Annotated in this window: 19 protein-coding genes; 8 read left to right on the top strand and 11 right to left on the bottom strand. The window is 43.2% G+C overall.

Annotation, left to right across the window (positions count from 1 at the left end; all coding sequences use genetic code 11):
• Positions 1 to 2: 2 nt before the first annotated feature.
• Positions 3 to 1,772 carry a RagB/SusD family nutrient uptake outer membrane protein gene (locus tag H1R81_RS13395; protein ID WP_181841232.1) on the top strand — a complete coding sequence of 590 codons (1,770 nt, stop codon included), beginning with the start codon at positions 3 to 5 and terminating at the stop codon, positions 1,770 to 1,772.
• A 607-nt stretch (positions 1,773 to 2,379) separates the two neighbouring features.
• On the opposite strand, the gene H1R81_RS13390 is transcribed toward H1R81_RS13395, so the two are convergent.
• The 6 genes from H1R81_RS13390 to H1R81_RS13370 form a co-directional block, all read right to left on the bottom strand.
• Positions 2,380 to 2,880 carry a hypothetical protein gene (locus H1R81_RS13390; protein WP_181841231.1) on the bottom strand — a complete coding sequence of 167 codons (501 nt, stop codon included), beginning with the start codon at positions 2,878 to 2,880 and terminating at the stop codon, positions 2,380 to 2,382.
• Positions 2,881 to 2,979: 99 nt separating this feature from the next.
• The gene (locus H1R81_RS27620; protein WP_255463120.1) at positions 2,980 to 3,105 is read right to left on the bottom strand and encodes a hypothetical protein; all 126 of its coding nucleotides are present in this window, start codon (positions 3,103 to 3,105) and stop codon (positions 2,980 to 2,982) included.
• Positions 3,106 to 3,385: 280 nt separating this feature from the next.
• Positions 3,386 to 3,592 carry a helix-turn-helix transcriptional regulator gene (locus H1R81_RS13385; protein WP_181841230.1) on the bottom strand — a complete coding sequence of 69 codons (207 nt, stop codon included), beginning with the start codon at positions 3,590 to 3,592 and terminating at the stop codon, positions 3,386 to 3,388.
• Entirely contained in the window at positions 3,589 to 3,999 is a 411-nt protein-coding gene (locus H1R81_RS13380) for a hypothetical protein (protein ID WP_181841229.1), read from the bottom strand. The genes H1R81_RS13385 and H1R81_RS13380 overlap by 4 nt, the downstream gene beginning before the upstream one ends.
• Positions 4,000 to 4,334: 335 nt before the next feature.
• Complete coding sequence (locus tag H1R81_RS13375; protein WP_181841228.1) at positions 4,335 to 4,481, bottom strand: hypothetical protein; 147 nt, start codon at positions 4,479 to 4,481, stop codon at positions 4,335 to 4,337.
• A 6-nt stretch (positions 4,482 to 4,487) separates the two neighbouring features.
• Positions 4,488 to 5,960: a tail fiber domain-containing protein gene (locus H1R81_RS13370; RefSeq protein ID WP_181841227.1), complete on the bottom strand. Its 1,473-nt coding sequence runs from the start codon at positions 5,958 to 5,960 to the stop codon at positions 4,488 to 4,490.
• A 330-nt stretch (positions 5,961 to 6,290) separates the two neighbouring features.
• Here H1R81_RS13370 and H1R81_RS13365 point away from each other — a divergent pair, with 330 nt between their 5' ends.
• The 7 genes from H1R81_RS13365 to H1R81_RS13335 all read left to right on the top strand — a co-directional run bounded on the left by H1R81_RS13365 (position 6,291) and on the right by H1R81_RS13335 (position 15,742).
• On the top strand, positions 6,291 to 7,589 hold the full coding sequence (locus H1R81_RS13365; protein ID WP_181841226.1) for a hypothetical protein: 1,299 nt from the start codon (positions 6,291 to 6,293) through the stop codon (positions 7,587 to 7,589).
• Between the two features lie 37 nt (positions 7,590 to 7,626).
• On the top strand, positions 7,627 to 9,408 hold the full coding sequence (locus H1R81_RS13360; RefSeq protein ID WP_181841225.1) for an ABC transporter ATP-binding protein: 1,782 nt from the start codon (positions 7,627 to 7,629) through the stop codon (positions 9,406 to 9,408).
• A gap of 250 nt (positions 9,409 to 9,658) precedes the next feature.
• On the top strand, positions 9,659 to 11,350 hold the full coding sequence (locus tag H1R81_RS13355) for a trypsin-like peptidase domain-containing protein (protein ID WP_181841224.1): 1,692 nt from the start codon (positions 9,659 to 9,661) through the stop codon (positions 11,348 to 11,350).
• Positions 11,351 to 11,411: 61 nt separating this feature from the next.
• Entirely contained in the window at positions 11,412 to 12,263 is an 852-nt protein-coding gene (locus H1R81_RS13350) for a serine/threonine-protein kinase (RefSeq protein ID WP_181841223.1), read from the top strand.
• A gap of 148 nt (positions 12,264 to 12,411) precedes the next feature.
• Positions 12,412 to 13,272 (top strand): Stp1/IreP family PP2C-type Ser/Thr phosphatase, encoded by an 861-nt coding sequence (locus H1R81_RS13345; RefSeq protein ID WP_181841222.1) that lies wholly within the window; start codon positions 12,412 to 12,414, stop codon positions 13,270 to 13,272.
• Complete coding sequence (locus H1R81_RS13340; RefSeq protein ID WP_181841221.1) at positions 13,269 to 15,092, top strand: serine/threonine-protein kinase; 1,824 nt, start codon at positions 13,269 to 13,271, stop codon at positions 15,090 to 15,092. The genes H1R81_RS13345 and H1R81_RS13340 overlap by 4 nt, the downstream gene beginning before the upstream one ends.
• A 20-nt stretch (positions 15,093 to 15,112) precedes the next feature.
• Positions 15,113 to 15,742, top strand: a complete 630-nt coding sequence (locus H1R81_RS13335) for an outer membrane beta-barrel protein (RefSeq protein WP_181841220.1) — start codon at positions 15,113 to 15,115, stop codon at positions 15,740 to 15,742.
• A 135-nt stretch (positions 15,743 to 15,877) separates the two neighbouring features.
• Here the strand turns inward: H1R81_RS13335 and H1R81_RS13330 are convergent, their stop codons facing one another.
• From H1R81_RS13330 to H1R81_RS13310, 5 genes are all read right to left on the bottom strand, one after another.
• Entirely contained in the window at positions 15,878 to 17,194 is a 1,317-nt protein-coding gene (locus H1R81_RS13330) for a PAS domain-containing sensor histidine kinase (protein ID WP_229251122.1), read from the bottom strand.
• Positions 17,175 to 18,548 (bottom strand): sigma-54 dependent transcriptional regulator, encoded by a 1,374-nt coding sequence (locus H1R81_RS13325; RefSeq protein ID WP_181841219.1) that lies wholly within the window; start codon positions 18,546 to 18,548, stop codon positions 17,175 to 17,177. Before H1R81_RS13325 ends, H1R81_RS13330 begins: the two co-directional genes overlap by 20 nt.
• Before the next feature lie 140 nt (positions 18,549 to 18,688).
• Complete coding sequence (locus H1R81_RS13320) at positions 18,689 to 19,846, bottom strand: ABC transporter permease (RefSeq protein WP_181841218.1); 1,158 nt, start codon at positions 19,844 to 19,846, stop codon at positions 18,689 to 18,691.
• A gap of 37 nt (positions 19,847 to 19,883) precedes the next feature.
• Positions 19,884 to 21,137, bottom strand: coding sequence for an ABC transporter permease (locus H1R81_RS13315; RefSeq protein ID WP_181841217.1), 1,254 nt, complete (start codon positions 21,135 to 21,137; stop codon positions 19,884 to 19,886).
• A gap of 154 nt (positions 21,138 to 21,291) precedes the next feature.
• Complete coding sequence (locus tag H1R81_RS13310) at positions 21,292 to 21,957, bottom strand: ABC transporter ATP-binding protein (RefSeq protein WP_181841216.1); 666 nt, start codon at positions 21,955 to 21,957, stop codon at positions 21,292 to 21,294.
• Positions 21,958 to 22,034: the final 77 nt, after the last annotated feature.

Genomic DNA, 22,034 nt, shown 5'->3' with positions numbered 1-22,034 from the left:
TTATGAAACTTAAATATATTTATTTCCTGTTTTTTGCGGTTCTGATTACCAGTTGCGATTTAGAAGAATTACCAGAAGCCACCACTTCAAAAGGCCCGATTTTCTCAAACGAAAGCGGCCTGATTCTCTATACCAACTCTTTTTATACAATGTTTAATGGCAGAAACCTGCATAGAGCCGATGCGATGTCAGATTATCTGGCGCGCAAAGACACCCCGCCATTTATTACTGAAGGTAACTATAGCCCACAGGTAAGCACAGGCTGGAGCTGGTCTGATTTACGTAACATCAATTATTTTATTGCCAACTGTACCGACCCCAAAGTACCGCTGACAGTCAGAAAAAACTATATCGGTATTGCCAAGTTTTTCAGAGCCTGGTTTTATTTTGATAAAGTAAAAAGATTTGGCGATGTACCCTGGATAGGCAAGCCTTTAGACGTAACCGATACTGATCTGCTGTACAAAGGCCGTGATTCTCGTGTGATGGTAATGGACTCTGTATTAGCCGACCTCGACTACGCCAGCCAGAATATTACAGCTACCAGCGAGGGTACACGTAGTCTGGTAACAAAATATGTGGCCTATGCTTTCAAGGCCAGAGTAGCCCTGCATGAAGGCACATTCAGAAAATACCATAACAGTTTAGGCTTAACAGGCTCGGCAGCTAACCTGCTTAATCAGGCTGCCACCGCCGCTAAAGAGGTAATGGATAAGGGTGGTTATAAATTATATGATGGTGCCGGCGTAGATAAATCGTATCGTCAGGTGTTTATCAATCCTGCCCCAATGGCAACAGAAGTAATGCTTTCAGCCGTGTGCGATCTGGCACTCAACACCCTGAACGACGCCAACTGGTATTGGACAAGCGGTACCTACGGCGATAAAGCCAATTTTATCCGCACATTTATCAATACCTATCTCAATATCGATGGCACACCGTTTACCAACAACCCCGGCTACAAAACCATGTTGTTTAAAGATGAGGTAAAAGGCCGCGATAAAAGACTGCAACAGACCATTCGCTCTGGCGATTACAAGAGAATCAGCGCAGGTTCGCTTGTGCCGGCTCCTCCGGTATTCTCCTATACTTATACAGGCTATATGCCCATCAAATGGGCTTTGGATGATGTATATTATGATACCCGCGATTTGAACATCAACTCGGTGAGTATTTTCCGTTATGCAGAAGTACTTCTGGCCTATGCCGAAGCCAAAGCTGAATTAGGTACTTTGACCGATGCCGACTGGGCAGCCACTATCGGGGCCTTGAGAAAAAGAGCAGGTATTACAGGCGGGCTCAATGCAAAACCAACAATACCGGATCCTTATCTGCAAGAAAAATACTTCCCTAATATCTCTGATCCTACGCTCCTTGAGGTGCGCCGTGAAAGAGGAATTGAGTTATGTTTAGAGGGTTTCCGCTTTGACGATATCGTAAGATGGAAAAGAGGCGAACTGATGCAGATGGAGTGGAACGGTATGTATGTGCCGGAACTGAATACACCTATGGACCTGAACGAAGACGGTATCCTTGATGTAGCCTTCTATAAAACCTTGCCTGCCAACAGGGTAGCTGGTGTAACGTATGTAGAAGTTGCTCCAACCGTAGCAGGTAAAACAAACCCTCAGTTATTATCTAACGGCGACTCAGGAGAACTAACCTGGCTGAACAACATTCCAAGAAAATTTCTTGATAAAAATTATTTATATCCGATTCCGGCCGGAGACCTGATCACCAACCCGAAACTGGGTCAGAATCCGGGCTGGTAAGAACCCATGCGGCTCGCCTGTACCTGATCCTGAGTACGGCGGGCCTAAAGAACCTTTCAGTAGTCAGATTTCATACGTTTTAAAAGTTAAAAAATAATCCTGATTATCAGGATTATTTTTTTGAGGTGAGTCGGATAGATAGTTGGAGGTACGTACATTTAGTTGTATTCAGATACCAATATTTGTATCCTTATCACATTAAAAAAGTTGCTCCCATTTTACTGGTGGCTGAGCGAAGCTGAAGCCACAGGCACTTGATAAATTGTACTCTCCGCTTGTTTTGTTATTTCAATCAGATAATTGGAAGGGAAGAACCCTCGACTGCGCTTATATACAAAATGTAATAATTTTGCTCCTTTTAATCGTCGGCCGAAGCATTCCTGACTGAGTGGAGCGAACGTCTTCCAGCTAAAGCATTGGTGCTTCGGGATTTTAAACTATATTTCATGAATAGATACCTTATAAAATATTCGGTTGATTACATCCGGTTTATATTTGGCTTCTCCTACAAGCCATTTTTATTAAGAAAATACGCAGATATAAGTTAACTGGATTAAAATGGACTCAAATACTTTTGTTGGTGTCAGGCATTTGCCATTTGATAAGGTCAATTCTTTTTCTTTTTAGACGTTGTTACTTTCTTGGTTTTATCGGCTCTTTTTTTGTCAGAAACCGACTTGACAATTGTATATCCATGTATAATTTGTTTTTGGTCTTTAACTTTTGAAAGGGCGTTTACGTATGCTTCGTTTACAAGTTTTTCTATATAGGCTTTGGGAAACTTCTCTCTGTCAGTTACCAGAACATAACGATACTGATTGCCTTGCCCCAAAAGTATTTTTTCAGGGTCTGCTATTTCGTTCCCCCAATAAAAACCAAAATGAACATTTTTGCTTGATCTTCCAACAGCAATTGAACAAATAATGTGTCCGACCTTATCTGTCGGAGACCAACCAAAGGCAACGGCATTGTAATTGTCATAAATTAGCTCATTTGCCTCAGGACATAGATCCCAAGCAAAGTCGCGAAGCCACATAACCAAATTTATTATTTCGTCGCCAAAAGGTTCTAAAAACTTTAAAAGATCTTTTGTCTGGTCTTTACTCATGCGTCAGTTTTTTAAGCATTGCACTTTATTTACTCTTACAATATACGAATTTGAATCATAGTTGTACAGTATTGAGAGCTTTAGAGTAGTATTTTTTTTCTACTTTCTGTATAGTCGGTTCGTTTCACAACGCAATGCCATATAATCCAATGAGCCGGAGACCTGATCACCAACCGAAACTGGGTCAGAATCCGGGCTGGTAAGTAAAAGTCTTTCAGTAGTCATATTTCATACGTTTTAAAAGTTAAAAAATGGGGGTGTCTAAAAAGTCCAGAGTCGCAAAATATTATTTGGCTAATCTCAACCCGCGCGGCGTCCGCCCACACCCTAAATCCCTCTCCCCAACTGTGGGGAGAGGGACTTTTTAGCCCTTCCCCATTGTTGGGGAAGGGTTGGGATGGGGTCTTTCCCAAATATTATTTGGCGTAAAAACCTTTTTAGACACTCCCATTTTTTTTGCCTGAAATACCCTCACAAAATCCCATTTCAGAACATATATCATATATCACAACCAGTCACTATCTTCCAGTTCAAAAATATCATCAGCTTTACAGTTGAGTACTCTGGCAATTTTAAAAGCCAGCACTGTTGATGGCACAAACTTATCGGCTTCAATGGCAATAATGGTTTGTCGGGCTACTTTCACTTTTTCTGCTAATTCTGCCTGTGTTAAATTCAGCCTTGCCCGTTCGACTTTGATAATATTTTTCATTTTTCTTCATTCAACGTTATCTGGTGCTTCAGATAATAAAAACTAACTGTAGCTATAATTAACGTGAGTGCCATAAACTGATAAGCAGAAATAGACAGAATTACATCATGATCAAGCTTAAAATTCCAGTTCAAAAAGAGATAATTATAAAAATGTGTAATAAAAAAAGCTACAATAATAGCCCTTGTCAATGCTTTAAACTTGAGACCCTGCATCATCTCATCTTCTGTCTTTTCTTTTGAAAAGAAAATAAAAACAAGTCCCCAGCTAAATCCTAAAGCCAGTTCATTCACATCAAAAACACCTTTTTTAAGATATTGCTGAAAAAAACTGAAAATGCCAGCCATAATTATTAATAGACCCAGAATTTTTGTCCAATAAGAGTACGGGAAAGAAGTATGCGTCATAAATGTAATGTTTATATTACCAAATGTAATGTAAACATTACATTTAACCAAGCATTAATTTAGATTTTTCGCAGAATTGCTAAAAACGAATCGTTCATTGCAATTGAAACATGGGTGTGTGGTCTCTCAATTCTTTTCTTTTGCTGTACTTTTAGGTATTTCTGCGTCCGAAGCAAGTTTCAGCGTAGAATGATTGGCTAAAGGTACTTTTGGGCATTTTTTGCCTGAAGCGTGTCAGGTAGGTCAATCTCCGAAGCAAGTTTCAGCGTAGAATGATTGGCTAAAGGTAGTTTTCGGGCATTTTTTGCTTGAAGCGTGTCAGGCAGGTCAATCTCCTAAGCTAATTTTACCTGACCGTTAGCAGGTTTGCTTAAAGAATTAACTGCAGGTAAGAGCAGAGCCGGCTTATCACTGGCTAACTGCGCCTGGGCAGTACCAATAGCAAATATCACTATAAACAGAATGCTTGGTATATTTTTCATAATGTTTTATTTTCTAAGTGAGTTCACAAGACTTTTCAATTCAGCCATTTCGGTTTTAAGTAAGTCTATTTCGTTTTGTTGCTTCTGAATAATCAGTTGCTGCTCCTGAATCGCTTTTATAGCTAAAACTCCAATGCGAGAATAATCCATCGTATAAAATGCTTCTCCGTTATCATTTTTATGGTTATATACAATCTCAGGAAAATACGCCAAAACCTCCTGAGCTATCAGGCCTATTTCTGTTTTAGTAGAGTGAGTCAGCTGATAAGATTTTACCCCGATTTTCATCAGGTTTGCAAGTGTACCGGCATAGTTCTGGATATTATTTTTCAGACGCACATCTGAGACCTGAGTATAAGCTCCGGTACCTGGGTCAAAGTTACCCTTCGTATTTCCGTTAGCAATTAATGCTAATGACCCACTACCATTATTAGTATAGAAAGTCCATGCGTTTGAATTACCTGCTGTATTAAAAATTCTCAGTCCTGACATTCCGGTTGTAATTACAAACGGGTGTCGGACCTCAAAATCACAATTAGAATTAGAAGTATATAAACCACCATAAGCGGTATTTTTCTGAACAATCAAGCCCGCGCCAGTGCCGGATACGTTGCTATGTAAAATATAAGCTCCCGCTCCTGTGCCATTAGTAGCTACTTCGAGTGCATTGGAACTGTTGGCTGTGTTTACGTTCTCGAAACGCCCTGCTCTTCCAGTTCCTCCACTGATACCAGCCTGCCCCAAAACGCCAATCCCGGTACTGGTATTAAAACCCTTTACGCCGTATCCGATACCATCACTACGCCCAACAACTGCGCCAATACCATTCCCCCCGGCACTAATACCCACTACAGCCTCACCTGTATTATTACGTCCAATAACCCCTGCATAAGATATACTTTCCGTTCTACCTTCTATTCCGTTTCCTCCGGTACTAATCGAAAATATACCCTGCCCCGTACCATTATGAACCACATCAATACCTCTTGAGCCATTTGAGGCATTGGTTAGCTGTACAAATATGCCATTGCCTCTGCCATTCGTGACAACATCAAGTGTATTGTTTGTATTTGAAGGAGTAGTGTTTATAAAACGTCCGGCGACATTATTCGTTGATTGGCTATAAAGACCATAACTTGCTTCTGATAAGGCAGACACACCGATACCTCCACCTGAAGAATATCCATAGACTCCCAGACCTCTTACGGTTGTGCCATATACACCATTTCCAGCCCCGGCATGAGAACCAAATACCCCGTTGCCGCTATTCCCGGTTCCATTATTCTGTGCCCTTATGGCAGTAGCATTAAATCCGGGATTTGTTCTGACAATAACCCCTTTTATAGCATAAGAATTAGTAAAAGAAGAATCGATATTGTTCAGAAAATCAGCCTGTTGTGGAACAATAGTTCCCGATTGTGCATAGGTGAAATAGGCAAAAAAGAGGCTTGTTAAAAATAAAAATAAACTTTTTTTCATAGAACTCTGATTTTTGATTTAAGCTCAAGTTAGCCCTTTTACTTTTGGTGAAAAACTACATTTTAAAGAATTTACTAAGCGGCAAGTACAATATGCAGCATCAAAACAGCAGGAAGTAAAGTATATAATCAAAGGATATACGTATCTCACTATACTAATCAGCTACCTGCTCATTCTAATCTCTACCATCTATAGGTTTCCCTACATAGCAAAAATGTAGGTTTCCCTACCCCCAAAATGTAGGCTTTTGCAGATTTACAAGCGTAAGTATTCGCCCTAATTTTGTATCGTTCAAAAAGCATAGCGATTAAACTAATACAAAACCAATCTATGAAACCCCAGCATACCCCCCCAGCCGAAACTACCGAAGACGATGGATTCTGGACAATACTTTATGATATTATTCAAAAACACCCGATGATTTTTACGCTTCTGTTTTTGATACCTTTAATAGCCCTCCTGATTTCTATGGCCTTCAAGTGGCACTATGTGTTCAGTGATTCGGTGCACTATCTGACTGATTACTCAGTAGTGAATGGTAAATGGAATGATACAAGTGTGTATTTCAGCCCCGGAATTGACCGATACATCAGAGAACTCGACATCGCTGGTTTGATGGGGGGGATTGTTGGTATTTTTATTGGATTATATGTAGCAGTTTCAACCGAGAAAATCAACCGCCAGAAAGAACGCTCCAACCAGCAGGACATGGAGCGCATCAAAACCCAGACAGGCCTTCTGGTGCAAGCAACACAATCGTTAAATACACTGATGATTGACGTAAGCGGCAAAGTAAACGAAAAAGTACAGTTGATGGAAGGCACAACCGAACTGCTTGATGGTATCTCGAAAGTGATAGAATCTTCAAAAAACCAGGGCAATAACTTATTGGTTTTATCGAATATGGCACGCATCGAGGGTATATCGCCTTATAGAATGGAGTACGTTGCCAAACACGCTGGACTAAAACCGCATGAACTCAAAAACGCTACCCAGTTCGACTACGCCCGCAAAGCCGAAGCCTTGCAGCGTGACTGTACCGACGTAGAAAACAAACTGAAAGAAGTGTCTATTTACCTCCAAAACATGGGTAGCGAGGCAAAGGTGGAATTCGTAACCCTGAACGACCAGAGCGAAGGTGCTACCCATGCTTTTCTGAAATATGTAGGCAAGGTTTTCAACGAGCACGTAGTGGTAGAAACCTACCGTAGTGGTAGTAATGCGGTGCTGAATAGCCTCGATGGCACACCACACCATAATCGTTTCTTAGTACCCAGCATCACTGCCGATGTGGATAATCCACAGGCATATCTGGTGCGCCTGTTATATGACCAGCAGGTACAGGCCATCAAAGAAATGCAGGAACTGGGTATAAGAGTTACCAAAATCAATAAAACGCTCCCTATCCAGTTGTTTATCTCGGCTCCGTTAGAAAACAAACCCGGTATCTATAAAGGCTTGTGCGTATGTATTTTAGGCAGTGGCTCAAGCACCAGCGGCAGGGCCTCAAAATTAACGGCCTTCCTGACCGACGACCCACACATTGTAGCCTCTATGACCGAACTATTCTATGATTACGAAAACGATGCCCAGATGAATACAAAGGAATTTATCCGGCCATTGGTGTAATGAATCGCGCTATACCTTTACGAAAACAAAATCTTCAATGAACACCCTGCATATATTAAAAAAATTATTCCCTTTCATCCGTAAATACCGCGGAAGCCTGATACTGGCACTGGTGTTGACCACCATCGGGGCATTGCTTTCGCAGGTTACACCACTGGTAATGGAATACTCGGTCAATACTGTGCAGGGGATGCTCGACAAACCGGTTGATAAGCAACGTATATTTGTGATCGTGGGTACACTGGTCGCCATTTTGTTGGGTAAAGAAATACTGAGTTTGTTAGTAGCTTTAGGACAGAAGTTTCTGAGCGACCGTATCCGTTTCCGTATGGCTGGCGATCTGTACGATTACACCATTCAGCGCATCACTTCTTATCATCTGTCTTTTTTTGCCTTGTCGCAGAACCAGACCGGAAAGCTCGAAAAACGTATCGATAAGGGTATTGAAAGCCTGACCAAAACCGTAAAAAACATATTTGTAGATATTCTGCCCATGTTGGCCAATGCTGCTTTCGCACTGCTGTTGATTTATAAAAAAAATGTTTGGGTGGGTATGGTTGCCACCATTATTCTGCCCTGCTACATTTATATCAGCCGTGAGCAGACCATCCGCCAGAAAAGCATCCGCCACAGTATTCAGCATGTAAGAGAGGAAAAAGCCAACTCTTTATTCGGATTACTGGAGTCCATTTTTGTAGTAAAATCCTTCGTCAGAGAACGCTACGAAACAGGTCGTCAGCAAGGCATTAATTTAAGATTAACCGAAAACGAAATCAGACATCACCGCACCAATTACCTTTTTGACGGCCTCAAAAGCATAGCCGAGCAATTAGGTGTAGTAATGGTCTTTACACTGACAATCTACTTTGTGTTGAATAAAGAAATGACCGTTGGTGCTATCCTGTTGCACATCATGTTGTTTAACAACGTATCGTCGCCTGTACGTCATCTGCACCGCATTTATGATGAGTACACCGAGGCTTTGACCTACTCCGAGGGCTTCTTTGATATGATAGAAAACGACAAATATCTGTCAAAAACAGGGGGGATACGCACCGCTAACCTGCAAGGTAATTTCAGCTTTCAGCACGTAGACTTTATCTATCCAAACGGCAAACAAGCCCTGAAAGACGTAAGTTTTGAACTGAAACATGGCAAAACAACGGCGCTGGTTGGTCTGTCAGGGGCAGGTAAAAGCTCAGCCATGAATCTCCTCGCAGGTTTTTATGACCCGACACACGGCAGCATCTTGTTAGATGGCAAACCTCTGTCTGATTATGATACTGATTTCGTCCGTGAGAATATCGGTCTGGTTATGCAGAAAAACCATATTTTCGCTGGCACTATCGAAGAGAATATCCGTTATGGCGATTTATCAGCTACCCGTTCAGCTATTGAGGAAGCCGCTAAAAAAGCCAGTCTGCACGAGCAGATACTCAGAATGCCTGATGGCTACGAAACACAGGCACGGGAACTCTCAGGCGGCCAGCAACAACGTATTGCTATTGCCCGGTTGTTCCTCAAAAATCCGCCCATTATCTTTTTAGACGAACCAACCGCAAGTCTTGATGCCATCACCACCGAGCAGATTAAAGAAAGTATTGACGCTGTAAAACATAACCGGACCGTCCTGATTATCTCACATAATATCAGCCAGATCATGGATGCCGACCATATCTATGTGTTGAGCGAAGGCGAGATAGTAGGGCATGGCAGCCATGAGTCGCTCTATAAAGAAGGCGGCTTATATAGCCAGATTATTGATTCTAATGCAAGAACACTCAACATTGGTCGCCTTGCGGCTACTGTGTTGGGGTAGACCAGGAAATTATTTAAAATAAGGTATTAATAATCGTTGTGCGAAATTAATACCCTCTGTAAAATATACTATCCCTACGGGACCAAAAACCATTCTTTTCAGTCCCATAGGGACGATATATCGGTAGACAAAGATGTTAACCATACACTAATTTAAGTCCCTTAGGGACGATATATTAATATCAAAAAAACTAATACAATTATCAATCGAAATCTATTTAAAAAACATTATCTAATATCTAACAAAGACCATGAGCACCACAGTACAAAATTTTGTCATTCGCCACATTGCGGGGGCAAAAGCCAACCAGATTGAAGAATTTGATTTTCAGAAGCATAGCGAACTATCTTTGGGTCGCGCAAGCACCAGCGATGTGCAGTTTGACCCTGATTTAGACACAGTTGTGAGCCGCGAACACGGCAGAATCGTAAAAGATGCAACCGACCCGCTCTCGTTTACGCTGATTGATAACAATAGCCGTAATGGCATAATGGTCAATAAAATAAAGGTAAAAGGCTCAACTAAATTATTCCCCGGCGACGAAATACAACTGGGAAACAATGGCCCGGTTTTCGTCTTTGACCTTGACCCGCGTCCGCAGGAATTTATGCCTCAAACACGCATGGTCGACATCAGCAAGCCAACAGCAGAGTTTATTCCGACCGAAGTAGCCAATACAGCTAATACCGGCAAAACAGGCATAGGCAAGCAGACCTTCGAGCGGGTGATTACCCACGAACGTAAGAAATCGCAACGGATGTTGTGGACAGGCCTGGCCGCTGCTTTGGTATTGGTAAGTGCCGTAGGTTTTGTGATCTGGAAAAACGGAAAAGATACCAATGATGAAATGACCCACCAGGTTGACAAAACCAATAAAGAATTAGACTCGCTCAGAAATACAGTCTCTGTCAAACAACAGAAAGGAGAATCATTATCACCAGAAGAAATCGTTGCTGCCAATCAGGATAAAGTCGTGAAAATTGAGTTCGGCTGGCAGTTGTTCGACCCTGGCACCAGCGATGAAATCTGGCATGTATATATTCCGATGAAAATGCAGGATGGTAGCGAACGCTACATGGCAGCTTACACCCAAAACTCACAGGGCCGAATCGAGCCTTATCTGAATACTAAAAGAAACGTGGCAATGGGCGTGCCAATCGGTATGTCGGGTGCATCCGGTTCTGGCTTTGTGGTATCAGAGTCAGGGTTTATCCTCACCAACCGCCACGTAGCTGCCTCCTGGAACACAGGCTTCTCATTTCCTGAATACGCCTTCCCGGGGGTTTTGTTAGACCAGCAGGGCAAGCCGACCAATCAGATGATTTCGGCAGGAGATGTCTACGGCTGGGTACCTTCTGAAACCTCTATGTTGGGTGGCCGCCCACTTAATTCAAGAGTCGAGGGCCGCAATACCTATCTGAAAGTAACCTTCGCCAATAATGTATTGCGCCGCAATGCAACCGTAGAGGCAGTATCCGACAATCACGATGCCGCCATGATAAAAGTAGCCATGCCAGGCAAGCTCGCAAGTGTGGAATTGCTGGATAACTATGACGACATCAAGGCCGGCCAAGCCGTTACAGTAATGGGATACCCGGGTGTGGCACCTGAGCAATATATGGTGCGTAAATCAAGCGACCCTTTCAAACCTAATACAGATTTTAACAGCGTACCATCTCCAACCGTTACACCAGGCAATATTGGTCGCCTCATCAAAACCTCAGCAGAGAAAACCAACTTATACAGCACCTTCGGCGACTCATATCAGCTTACCATCAATGCTACTGGCGGAGGCAACAGTGGTGGCCCGATGTTCGACGACAAAGGCCGTGTAATCGGTATCTACTACGCCGGCAAAAGCGATGCCCGCGGCACTCAGATCTCCTTCGCCGTTCCGATTAAATACGGAATGGAGCTGATGGGAAATCAGAAGGTTTTGTAGTGAAGAATTTAGTCTTGAATCATAGTTCAGGATCAATTCACGCAATAAATCAAATGTCAACATGCAGGAACCATTTTTAAATAAGAATATCAGAGGATACATACTCACACAATGGTTAGGCTCGGGTGGAATGGGAGAAGTGTATCAGGCACAACATCAACACTCTCGTCAGACTGCTGCTGTAAAAGTATTAAACCGTATCGACCAGGTAGAGCGTTTCCGTAATGAAGCCTACGTGCAATCATCGGTAAAGCACCCCAATATCGCCGCACTCTATGAGTATTCTGTCGAAAATGGAATCCCATGTATTGTGATGGAATATGTAGAAGGCCTGACATTGGAAAGGCTCATAAAAAGACAGGGGGCATTACCCGAAACCTTTGTCTGGAAGGTACTCGAGCAGATGGCCGCTGCGGTGGCGCATCTGCACACCAATACGATTTTTCATCGGGATCTGAAACCTGCCAATATTAAAGTAACCAAAGAGAGTGTAGTGAAACTGCTGGATTTTGGCATAGCCAAAGCAGCTTATACACCCAAACTCACACAAGAGGGATACATCGTCGGAACATCCTACTATATGGCTCCCGAACAGTTTCAGGGTAAAGGTAATATACAGTCTGACTGCTGGGCATTGGGTGTAATACTCTACGAAATGCTGACAGGACAACTGCCTTTTGATGGCAAAACCGAAACCGAAACCCGCATCAGAATCGAACGTGGCGAGTACATGGCTCCCAACCTGATTAATCCGCATATTTCAAAAAGAAGCAAGCGGCTGATAGAAAAACTATTACAACACAATCCCAAAAAACGCATCACCGCTGAAGCTCTCCTGAGCGAGCTAAGAGGCGAAACTGACCCTAATAATATTTTCAACAGGGTCAGTGATTGGGTTAGGAATGCGTTTTAGACCTATAAAAACCCCTCTCCCTAAATTCCCTCTCCGCTTCGGCGGTCCGACCCAACTGTGGGGAGAGGGACTTCAAAACTCCCTCCCCACTGTTGGGCAGGGCCAGGGTGGGGTTTAAATATTAATCAATCATTTAATCATCTACAAGATGTTTTGGAAAAAATGGTTATCGGGAGGCGAGCCTAAGCCTACAGAAGAACACCCCATCAGAGAAGAAGACCTGAGGGCGGTGGTGGTAACCGATGTAGGACGAGTACGCACCAACAACGAAGATGCAGCCCGGTTTGTGCGGCCGTCTAAAATAGTAGGGAGAACCCAGAAAGGATTTCTCGCTATTGTGGCAGATGGAATGGGCGGACACGCCGCCGGAGAAATAGCGTCACAAATGGCTGTGGAAACAATTGCCAAAGCCTATTACCAGCAGGAAGATACGCCCGAATCAAGTTTGTTTGTAGCCTTTACCAAGGCAAACCGGGCTATCTGGCAGGCTGCCAACAAAAATGTGATGCAAAAAGGAATGGGTACAACATGCACGGCTGTTGCCATTTGCCAGAATAGGCTGTATATGGCACACGTAGGCGACAGTCGGTTGTATCTGTTCAAAGACGGTCAGCTGATTCAGCTATCAACTGACCATACTTATGTGCAGGAGCTGCTTCAGCAGGGTGTCATATCAGCAGAAGAAGCCGAAAAACACCCCGACCGAAATATGCTCACACGGGCAATGGGCACGCACAATAAAGTAGAAGTAGACGTAGAGGCTATTCCGACCTTGTTTGAGAACAACGATCGGCTTATGCTCTGTAGTGATGGCCTCTATGATTATTTCAGTCCGGCAGAAATAGCCACTTTTTTAACCATTCCTGCGCTGAATGAAGCAGCTCAGCAAATGGTAGATGCCGCCAAACAAAGAGGCGGACACGATAACATTACGGTGCTGTTGGTAGAGCGTGTGAACCCTGAGGAATTTCAGCCCGCTAAACCTACCGAAAACATTGACATACCATGATAGGCCAGAAAATACAAAACTATAATGTAGAAGAGCTGTTAGGCGAGGGAGGTATGGGAACGGTCTATCGGGCAACAGATACGCTTTTGCAACGCTCGGTGGCTGTCAAGATTCTGCATCCGCATCTGGTGCGTGATACCACCTTTTTTGAGCGTTTCCGCAACGAAGCCATTTTGTCTGCCAAACTCAATCACTCAAATGTGGCCGTACTCTATAATTTTCTGAGAGACCGCAACGACAATTTTATGGTGATGGAGTTTGTTGATGGGATGAATCTTGAAAAACTGCTAAAACAAAACGGAGCTTTACCTCTTGAATCAGTGTTGAAAATACTGATGCAAACCCTGGACGGCCTGCATCACGCCCATGAAAAAGGTATTTTACACCGCGACATCAAACCTGCTAACCTCATGCTTACCCGTGACGGCACAGTAAAACTGATGGACTTCGGCATTGCCCGCATGGTAGGTTCACAGAGACTCACACGGGCCGACAGAATCGTAGGTACACTTGAATATATGGCCCCTGAACTATTAGACGGCAGCGAACCCAGTGTTCAGTCAGACCTCTACGCCATTGGTGTACTCATGTATGAATTGCTATCGGGCAAAATGCCTTTTGAGGCCTCAACTGATTCTACTCTCATAACACAGATTCTGACTAAGAAACCGATTCCTTTACGAACGCGCATCGGTAATCTGCCCAAAAAAGTAGAAGAAATCCTCGATACTTTACTCCAGAAGAAACCCGAAAGACGCTTTGAAAGCGCGGCAGACTTACGCCATATCCTGAGCACCATCGTAACACCCGGCAAGGTAGTGCCGCAGTCGCTACAGCCTAAAAAAGTAGAAATAAATGTAAACCCAACAGTAGCTTATACCAAAGCCAACACTAACCCGACCCGACTGGCCGACTACCACCAAAAACAGCAACAAGGAACAGGCTTTAAGCCTACAGTAGTACAGACAGTCAAGTCAAGAATGTTATCAACCGAAGGCATGATTTTAGGCGGAGCAGTGCTTGCAGCGGTGATGATAGTTATTGGAGGCGTTTTCTTTATGTCTCCAAAAAAACCTGATAACAAACAGGAGCAGAGCTTTACACCCACTACCCAGGTAGTAATTCCGCAGACAGTATCTGATACCGACTCTCAGAAAGTCAGCAACAATAGCGTTGGTTTCCAGCAACCTTTAGACAAGGTAATTAACCCCACAGAAAAAAAAGAAATCAGACCCAAAGATATACCACCTGTAGACAACAAAGAAAAGAGTAAGGAAAAAGACAAAACCAAACAACCCGTAGAGAAAAAAGAAGAGGAGAAAAAGAAAGAAGACCCTAAGCCAACCCCGTCAGAGCCGATTGTAAAGCAACCGGTTAATGACCCGGTAAAAGACCCGGTAAAAGACCCAGAATCCGTAAAAGAAGAACCTAAAGTCAGGGCCTCACGCAATGTAACGATCAGAGGTTTATCGGTAGCGGTAGCATTAGATGAAACCATTTCTTCCAACGACCCGGGCATCAAAGGCAAGAGTATTAACCTGCGGGTACTGACCGATATCCGGGTAGATGGCATCGTGGTTATTGCCGCAGGTGCCCGTGCGACAGCTAAAGTAACCAGTGCCCGCTCAAGCGATGCCGGAAAATCATTTCTGGAGTTCAGACCCGAGCGGGTGCAAGCCGTCAATGGCGACTGGGTACCCCTCAAAAGCCCTGAACTGGGTAAGTCCGGTAGCACTACCGAGCCTGTGGTTTTTACAAGAGGTATGCGCATACTGCCCGACCCCAAAACCGCCAATGCCATCTTAACTATTACACTATAAACTTTTAAATCATAAACTTTATGAAAACTATTTTGAAAAAATACATAGCCTTTATCGTCATGTGCACAATCATAAGCCTTTCCTCCCGGGCTCAGGATGCCCTTACGTTGCGCTCCAATACTGAGGGCTTCCATATCGGGCTGGGAGGCAGCTACAAGCATTGGGCCTCTTCTTATTTCAATCAGTTAGATGAACTCGAACCCACAGGTATAGGCGGTGGGCTAAACCTTGGTTTTGGGCTTACCCAGCATATAGAACTCTTTGCCACGCTCGATTACCATTCTTTTGCCTTCAAAAACGATTGGGACGACTACGGGATGACTATCGTAGGGGTAGGAACCCGTTATAATTTCGGAGGAACACTACAAAAAGTAAGACCTTATGCCGAATTAGCCTATAATTACCAGTATCTTGTCGTTAACCCCGTACAATTGAACGGACAACTCTTTAAATACGAACTAAGTGGTGGCGCGCTATCTTTAGGCGGTGGGGTTAATTTCTTTGTAAGCCCCAGATTAGCCCTTAACCTCAAAGCCGGAGCCAATTTAGGCAAATTCAGTAGTTTCCTTCTCAATGAAGACGGAATCGAAGACCGCCCCGATGTAAAGACTTTTCAGTTTGGCATTGGCTTGAATTACTTTTTTAATTGAGGGTGTGAGCTTTTTAACCACGGAGTGCCACAGAGCGACCGACGCCCGGCAATAGAACGAAGTTTCATCGAGGACTTTTTGCCTCCGCACTACTCCGTGACTAACTCCGCGCAACTCTGTGGTTAAAACAAAAACTCAAAACCGAATTTGAAAAGCTGTCAGCTTATCCTCATTCGTCTTCAAAGCATACTGAAAACCATGATTCACCAATACCTCACGAATGAGCGTCAGGCCTATACCCTGCCCATTTTCTTTGGTGGTGAAGAAAGGCGAGAAAATCTGCTTTTCTGCGTCGGGAGAAATCCCCACGCCATTGTCTTCAATCACTAATTGTTTGGGTTTGAAAGAGGTTCTGATAGTAATCAGGCCGGCAAGAGAAGTATCAGGATTCCGTAGCTTGCGTATCTCTATCGATTCAATCGCATTCTTGATAATATTAATCACCACCTGCTCCAGCTGGTGCAAATCTGCCGAAATCAGGAAAGGCATTTCTGTGAGTTCTACATTCAGGGTAATATCTGATTGTGAAGCTCTGAACTCCATCAGCCGGATGGTGTTTCGCAGCAACTCATTCAAATCTACTTTCTCGGGTCGTGGTTCCGGCAGGCGCACCATATCTGCAAAATTCCGCATGAAATAGTTCAGATGGTCGTTCCGCTGAATCGCAATTTCAAGGGCGTGTTTAATATCAGAGTCATTTTCCTGTAGCTGAATCGTGGTATCTAAAATAGAATTAACCGAGCCGATAGAATTATTCACCTCATGCGCCATCATCCGTATTACTTTTCCATAGGCTTTCTTTTCTGCTTGCAGAATCTCGGCTGTCAGTTCTTCTATCATTACAAAAAAACGTGGGAAACCCCTGTCGATAAAATGCGACTTCTGGCATTTATAGGTCTGTATGCCATTAAGCGAGATAGTCTTCGATTCGCCGGTTTTCAGTGTACTGATAGCTTGCAGTAAAACCTTATCAAAATCAAAAACAGATTTGCCGATGAGTTCCTCGGCAGGCGTACTCAATATCTCGCAAACCTTCGGATTGATATTGGCAATATGATCATCAAAATCTAAAATCAGGATTCCGGTAGGAGAGGTCTGAACTAATTTTTCGAGAAAGTAATGTTGCTGTTCCTGTTGCGTGCGTTCATGCCTGAGCTGGTCTACCATACCGTTGTACACATCAATCAACATATCCATCTCAAGCTTGCCAATCTTCAGAAACTTCACGCTGAAATCCTTATCCCGCATGGCATCCACGCCCGTCATCAATAATCGGACAGGCGCAATCAGATCATGATATAACTGCCAGGCAATAAACACCGAAAGCAGTATAAAAACCTCTGAAACAATAAAATAAATTCTGTTTTCCTGAAAAATATAGAAAGAAAGGCCAATCATTACAGAGTGGATAACCACCATGAAAAGCAAAAACTTAGTCCGGATCTTCATCATGCGGGATATTATATTTCTCCAATCTACGATATAAAGCACTGCGAGTCAAGCCCAGTGCCTTGGCTACCGTCATTACCTTACCCTTATGAAACTCCAGCGCACGTTTAATCATCTGCACTTCCATTTCCTCAAGTGTCATGCTTCCCACTTCCGGCAAGGCTACAGAGCTTGGCTTGCGGGCTGTTGGCTGCCATTGCGCCTGAAAATCTGCTACCTCTAAAGTATCATGGCTGCTCACTAAAATGGTTCGCTCTACCAGGTTTTTCAACTGTCGTATATTCCCCGGAAGCGGCAGTTGTTTCAACCATTTCATGGCTTCCTGCGTAACCCGCAGATTCGGACGGCTATAAATCTCCCTGAGATTCTGCACAAAGAAATTAACCAGCAACGGAATATCGTTCGGGCGTTTGCGTAAAGGGGGCAGATTAATCGTAATCAGGTTGATACGATACAGCAAATCTTCTCTGAAAGCATTTTTCTGTACGCTTTCCTCTAAATTCTTGTTGGTGGCACACACTACCCGCACATCAAGGGTTTTGGTACGGCTACTACCCAGCACCTCATAGGTGCGGTCTTGCAGTACCCGCAATAATTTTACCTGACTGCTCAAATCTAAATCCCCGATTTCATCTAAGAAAATAGTGCCTTTATTGGCCATTTCAAATCGGCCTACGCGGTCGTAGCGGGCATCTGTAAAAGCCCCACGAACGTGCCCGAACATTTCAGATTCAAATAAACTCGTAGAGATTCCACCTAAATTGACTTTCACAAACGGCTTGCGGTTACGCTGGCTATTCTGATGGATCGCCTCTGCAATTAATTCTTTACCTGTGCCGCTCTCACCCATTATCAGCACCGAAGCATCAGTAGAGGCAACTCTTCCAATGGTCTCTAATATCCGCAGAAACTCTGCATCTTCGCCTATCAACTGGCTGAAATTATATTGAGCATCTAATCTCTTGCGTGTCAGTGTCAGAGTTTTCTTTTCAGATAAATCCAGTATGGTGCGAATAGACTGCATCAGATGCGCGTTTTGCCAGGGTTTGTTGATAAAATCACTCGCCCCTAATTTCATGCCTTTCACGGCCAGATCAATCGTTGCCCAACCCGTAATCAGTATTACCGGAATACTATTATTGACTTTCTTGATTTTCTCTAACAAATTCAGACCATCATCGCCCGACGTATCATTCGAGAAATTCATATCTAAAATTACCAGATCAGGTACTTCCAGTTGTAAAAACGCCAGCGCCTCCTGCTGTGAACCCACAGCAACAAAATCAAACCCCTCTTTTTTCATGAGTAAAGAAAGAGAGGTTCGTACAGCTATGTCATCGTCGATGATTAAGAGCATGGGGGGTAAATTAACCCCACCCTAACCCTCCCCAACAGTGGGGAGGGAATTTGAGCCCCTCTCCCCACTGTTGGGGAGAGGGGTTGGGGTGTGGGGTATTTTTTCATTTCACAAATATAACGCAATAAACAATTCCATCCCTATTCCTCATGCAGCGCCACTGCCGGATAAATCTCTGATGCCTGTTTGCTTGGGAACAAGGCACAGGCAATAACGAGCACATAAATAGAAATTATAGCCAGCACTATCCCCATTACATAAGTAAAAGCATCTAAATCGAAAACATTCAGTAACGGGAACTGGATAGCAAAAAACAGCCCTAAAATAATACCAAAGGTGGTAATCACGGCCGTTTCTCCTACAAAATGCCACAAGATATGACTTTTGGTAGCACCAATGGCTCTGCGTACACCAATCTCCTGCTTGCGGCGGCTAATCGTCTGAAATAATACTCCGAACAGCCCCAGCGCCACATTGAAAATCAGGAAGCCGCACACAATCAGCAATATCAGAATCGGTACCCAGATGATGCGGTTTTTGTTAGCCTTCATATTATCTAAGTGTTGAATTTCTACCGACCAGTCTTTACCTAACTGCACAATAGCCTTTGATAATTTGGCTTCAGTTTCTACAGTCGTCCCAGGTTTTACTCTTACCAACATATCTGTATGCCAACCATTAAGAGGTTCTAACATACAAGCCGTCTCTGCCTGAAAGTCATTTTCAAATTTGAAATGACGGAGTACACCGATCACCTGCTTTCTGTCGTCTTTTTCGCCAATTATTTTCCCCAGAGCATTATCATTACCAAATAAATCATCTTTCATTTTTTGAGTAATTACTATTGGCTTGATCTTATTTACTTTGTCGCCCTCAGTAAACCAGCGACCCTCCGTTAATTTCATTTTCAGTACATCGGGATAGGTTGGGTCAACACTCATAAATTCAGGATGTGTTTCGCGGCCATTATACTTCATACTGCTATTAGAAGAACTAAAACTATAAGGCATATTGCTTGAAGTAAAGGCAAACGCTTCTATTTCAGCATAGGTTTTGAGTTTTTGTCTGACAAGATCACGATAAATCGTTTTCAGACTATCATTATCAGTATTGAAATTGATAAAAACTGCCCACACGTTTTCGTGGTCGATACCTGAGGGTTTTGAATAATTGCGATAATTATAAAAACTCAGTGTCCAGACCGCAAATAATATCAGAAAGGACACGAAGATTTCGAGCATCATCAGGAAACTGCTCTTTTTCTTCTTCCATATCAATTTAAAAAGATGTTTAAACATAGTTGTAATGTTTTGAATGTGATTGATTAAATAGCTATTACTCGCCCCCTTTAAGTGCGTTCACCACCTGTAAGCGAGACATACGCCAGGCCGGATAAACGCCCGACAATAGCCCGAATACCAGACTCACCAGAATAGCTACGACAAAAACTTTCCAGTTGATCGTTAGGTCGGCATAATTAATCATCCCGCTGGTATTGATAAAATAGATAACACCCACCGATAGAATCAAGGCAATAATGCCACCAATCAGCGTCAGAATGATATTTTCGGTAATAAACTGATAGGTAAGTACTTTGGATGATGCGCCAAATGCCTTGCGGATACCAATTTCAGAGGCCCGCTCCATAATACGGCTGATGTTGACATTGACCAGATTAATGGCAGGCAACGACATAAACAATAAAGCAAAACCCACAAGCACCATGTAGAGATATGCCTTTTTGGTGTCGCCGTCAGAATCGGTAAACTGGCTCATAAACGAACCTACATAAGTATCTGCAGTTGATTCTACTTTATTTGGCTTAAACCACTTGTCATCGCTTGTGATGGGTACTTTGCGCATGATTGAGGCATATTCGGCCTTGATTTTTGGAAAATCCTCAGGGCCATTGGCCAATAAGAATGCCATATAATTACCATTCAAACCTTTTTTGGTATGGTCTCTTTTGGAAGTATTATAAGGCAGATATACGTCTGATGCCACATAGATACGGGTAACAGGGCAACCACGAATTACACCGATGATGCGGTAAGTAATATTATCTAACTCCATCGTTTTACCAACTGCTGATACCCCCTTACCAAAGTATTTGTCGCGGGTGTCATCGTTAATCACCATCACGAAATCATTATTGTCGATATTTTGCTTGTTAAACGGCTTGCCCTCCAGGAAATCAAAACTGGTGATATTCCAGAAGTTAGCATCTGTATATTTAAACATCAGTTTTATTTTATTCTGATTGGCGTAGGCGTTCACCGTATTCGGATACGAAGCAAATCCTATCATTTGAGGTGTGGTCATTTTCAGGACAAAATTCTCAATGAAGTACATACTAACCGGGCCATTAGTTTGCCCGTTTTGTGCAGTATCTCGTTGAACCATTCTTTCGATATATAAAGACTTGTCCCGATTCCATTCGGGATAACCCGCCGAAACGAGGTGATCAATAAAAGAGGTAATGACTACCAGCACCAATAAAGTAAAGCTGATACCAAAGAGACTGATAAACGTGAAGAACTTCCGACGTTTCAGTACGGCAAATGTTATTTTTAAATAATTCTTAAGCATGAGAGATAAAATTTTAATGGTGAATTAGCGGTCCGCCGCTGCGGCGAATGGCGAATTAGCGAGTAATGAATGGTGTCACATAGAGTATTCTTTATGTACATTCTGCCAATTAGTTTAAAAAATATTTATTCACTAATTCGCTAATTCACGATTCTTACATTACCTGTGTTCCGTCAAATAGTCTTACTAAACGATTCGTTTTCTTCGCCATATTTTCATCGTGTGTTACCATCACAATGGTAGTGCCGTCATTTTTGTTGAGGTTGATGAGAATATCCATAATCTCATTACCCATGGCACTGTCGAGGTTTCCGGTAGGCTCATCGGCTAAAATAATTTCAGGGCGTCCCACAATGGCACGGGCAATCGCTACACGCTGCTTTTGACCACCCGATAGCTGGGTTGGGTAGTGCTTCACACGGTTGCTCAAACCTACTTTCTGCAAGGCTTCAGTGGCCAGTTGTGTGCGTTCGTTCGCCGATGCAGACCGGTACAGAAGCGGCAGTTCCACGTTGTCCAGCACGGGCAAGTCATTAATGAGATGGTAACTCTGAAAAATAAACCCTAATTTCTGGTTGCGGAAATGCGCCAGTTTTTTGTCTGAAAAATCTCTGATGGTCTCGTTATCCACGGTAATTTCTCCTTTAGAGGGTTCGTCAAGCAAACCCATAATGTTGAGCAGGGTACTTTTACCACAACCTGACGGCCCCATGATAGAGAGAAACTCGCCTTTCCCTACTTCAAGGTTAATCTCATTCAGGGCAAGAGTTTCGATGGTACTCGTACGATAAACTTTTTCGATGTTCTTTAACTTAATCATAATTTATTGAGCGTTTAATGTGATAATTTTCTTATTGAGTGAATGAGTGAATGAGTGAATGAGTGATTGAGTGATTG

The organism is Emticicia sp. BO119, from assembly GCF_013912375.1.
GTDB lineage: Bacteria > Bacteroidota > Bacteroidia > Cytophagales > Spirosomataceae > Emticicia.
Note: the sequence above shows the minus strand (reverse complement) of the source record. Positions and strands in the feature narration are given on the sequence as shown.

Excerpts from the sequence above, each read along its gene's own strand:
- H1R81_RS13395 (WP_181841232.1), top strand. The coding sequence starts at position 3 with ATGAAACTTAAATATATTTATTTCCTGTTTTTTGCGGTTCTGATTACC.
- H1R81_RS13390 (WP_181841231.1), bottom strand. The coding sequence starts at position 2,880 with ATGAGTAAAGACCAGACAAAAGATCTTTTAAAGTTTTTAGAACCTTTT.
- H1R81_RS27620 (WP_255463120.1), bottom strand. The coding sequence starts at position 3,105 with ATGACTACTGAAAGACTTTTACTTACCAGCCCGGATTCTGACCCAGTT.
- H1R81_RS13385 (WP_181841230.1), bottom strand. The coding sequence starts at position 3,592 with ATGAAAAATATTATCAAAGTCGAACGGGCAAGGCTGAATTTAACACAG.
- H1R81_RS13380 (WP_181841229.1), bottom strand. The coding sequence starts at position 3,999 with ATGACGCATACTTCTTTCCCGTACTCTTATTGGACAAAAATTCTGGGT.
- H1R81_RS13375 (WP_181841228.1), bottom strand. The coding sequence starts at position 4,481 with ATGAAAAATATACCAAGCATTCTGTTTATAGTGATATTTGCTATTGGT.
- H1R81_RS13370 (WP_181841227.1), bottom strand. The coding sequence starts at position 5,960 with ATGAAAAAAAGTTTATTTTTATTTTTAACAAGCCTCTTTTTTGCCTAT.
- H1R81_RS13365 (WP_181841226.1), top strand. The coding sequence starts at position 6,291 with ATGAAACCCCAGCATACCCCCCCAGCCGAAACTACCGAAGACGATGGA.
- H1R81_RS13360 (WP_181841225.1), top strand. The coding sequence starts at position 7,627 with ATGAACACCCTGCATATATTAAAAAAATTATTCCCTTTCATCCGTAAA.
- H1R81_RS13355 (WP_181841224.1), top strand. The coding sequence starts at position 9,659 with ATGAGCACCACAGTACAAAATTTTGTCATTCGCCACATTGCGGGGGCA.
- H1R81_RS13350 (WP_181841223.1), top strand. The coding sequence starts at position 11,412 with ATGCAGGAACCATTTTTAAATAAGAATATCAGAGGATACATACTCACA.
- H1R81_RS13345 (WP_181841222.1), top strand. The coding sequence starts at position 12,412 with ATGTTTTGGAAAAAATGGTTATCGGGAGGCGAGCCTAAGCCTACAGAA.
- H1R81_RS13340 (WP_181841221.1), top strand. The coding sequence starts at position 13,269 with ATGATAGGCCAGAAAATACAAAACTATAATGTAGAAGAGCTGTTAGGC.
- H1R81_RS13335 (WP_181841220.1), top strand. The coding sequence starts at position 15,113 with ATGAAAACTATTTTGAAAAAATACATAGCCTTTATCGTCATGTGCACA.
- H1R81_RS13330 (WP_229251122.1), bottom strand. The coding sequence starts at position 17,194 with ATGATGAAGATCCGGACTAAGTTTTTGCTTTTCATGGTGGTTATCCAC.
- H1R81_RS13325 (WP_181841219.1), bottom strand. The coding sequence starts at position 18,548 with ATGCTCTTAATCATCGACGATGACATAGCTGTACGAACCTCTCTTTCT.
- H1R81_RS13320 (WP_181841218.1), bottom strand. The coding sequence starts at position 19,846 with ATGTTTAAACATCTTTTTAAATTGATATGGAAGAAGAAAAAGAGCAGT.
- H1R81_RS13315 (WP_181841217.1), bottom strand. The coding sequence starts at position 21,137 with ATGCTTAAGAATTATTTAAAAATAACATTTGCCGTACTGAAACGTCGG.
- H1R81_RS13310 (WP_181841216.1), bottom strand. The coding sequence starts at position 21,957 with ATGATTAAGTTAAAGAACATCGAAAAAGTTTATCGTACGAGTACCATC.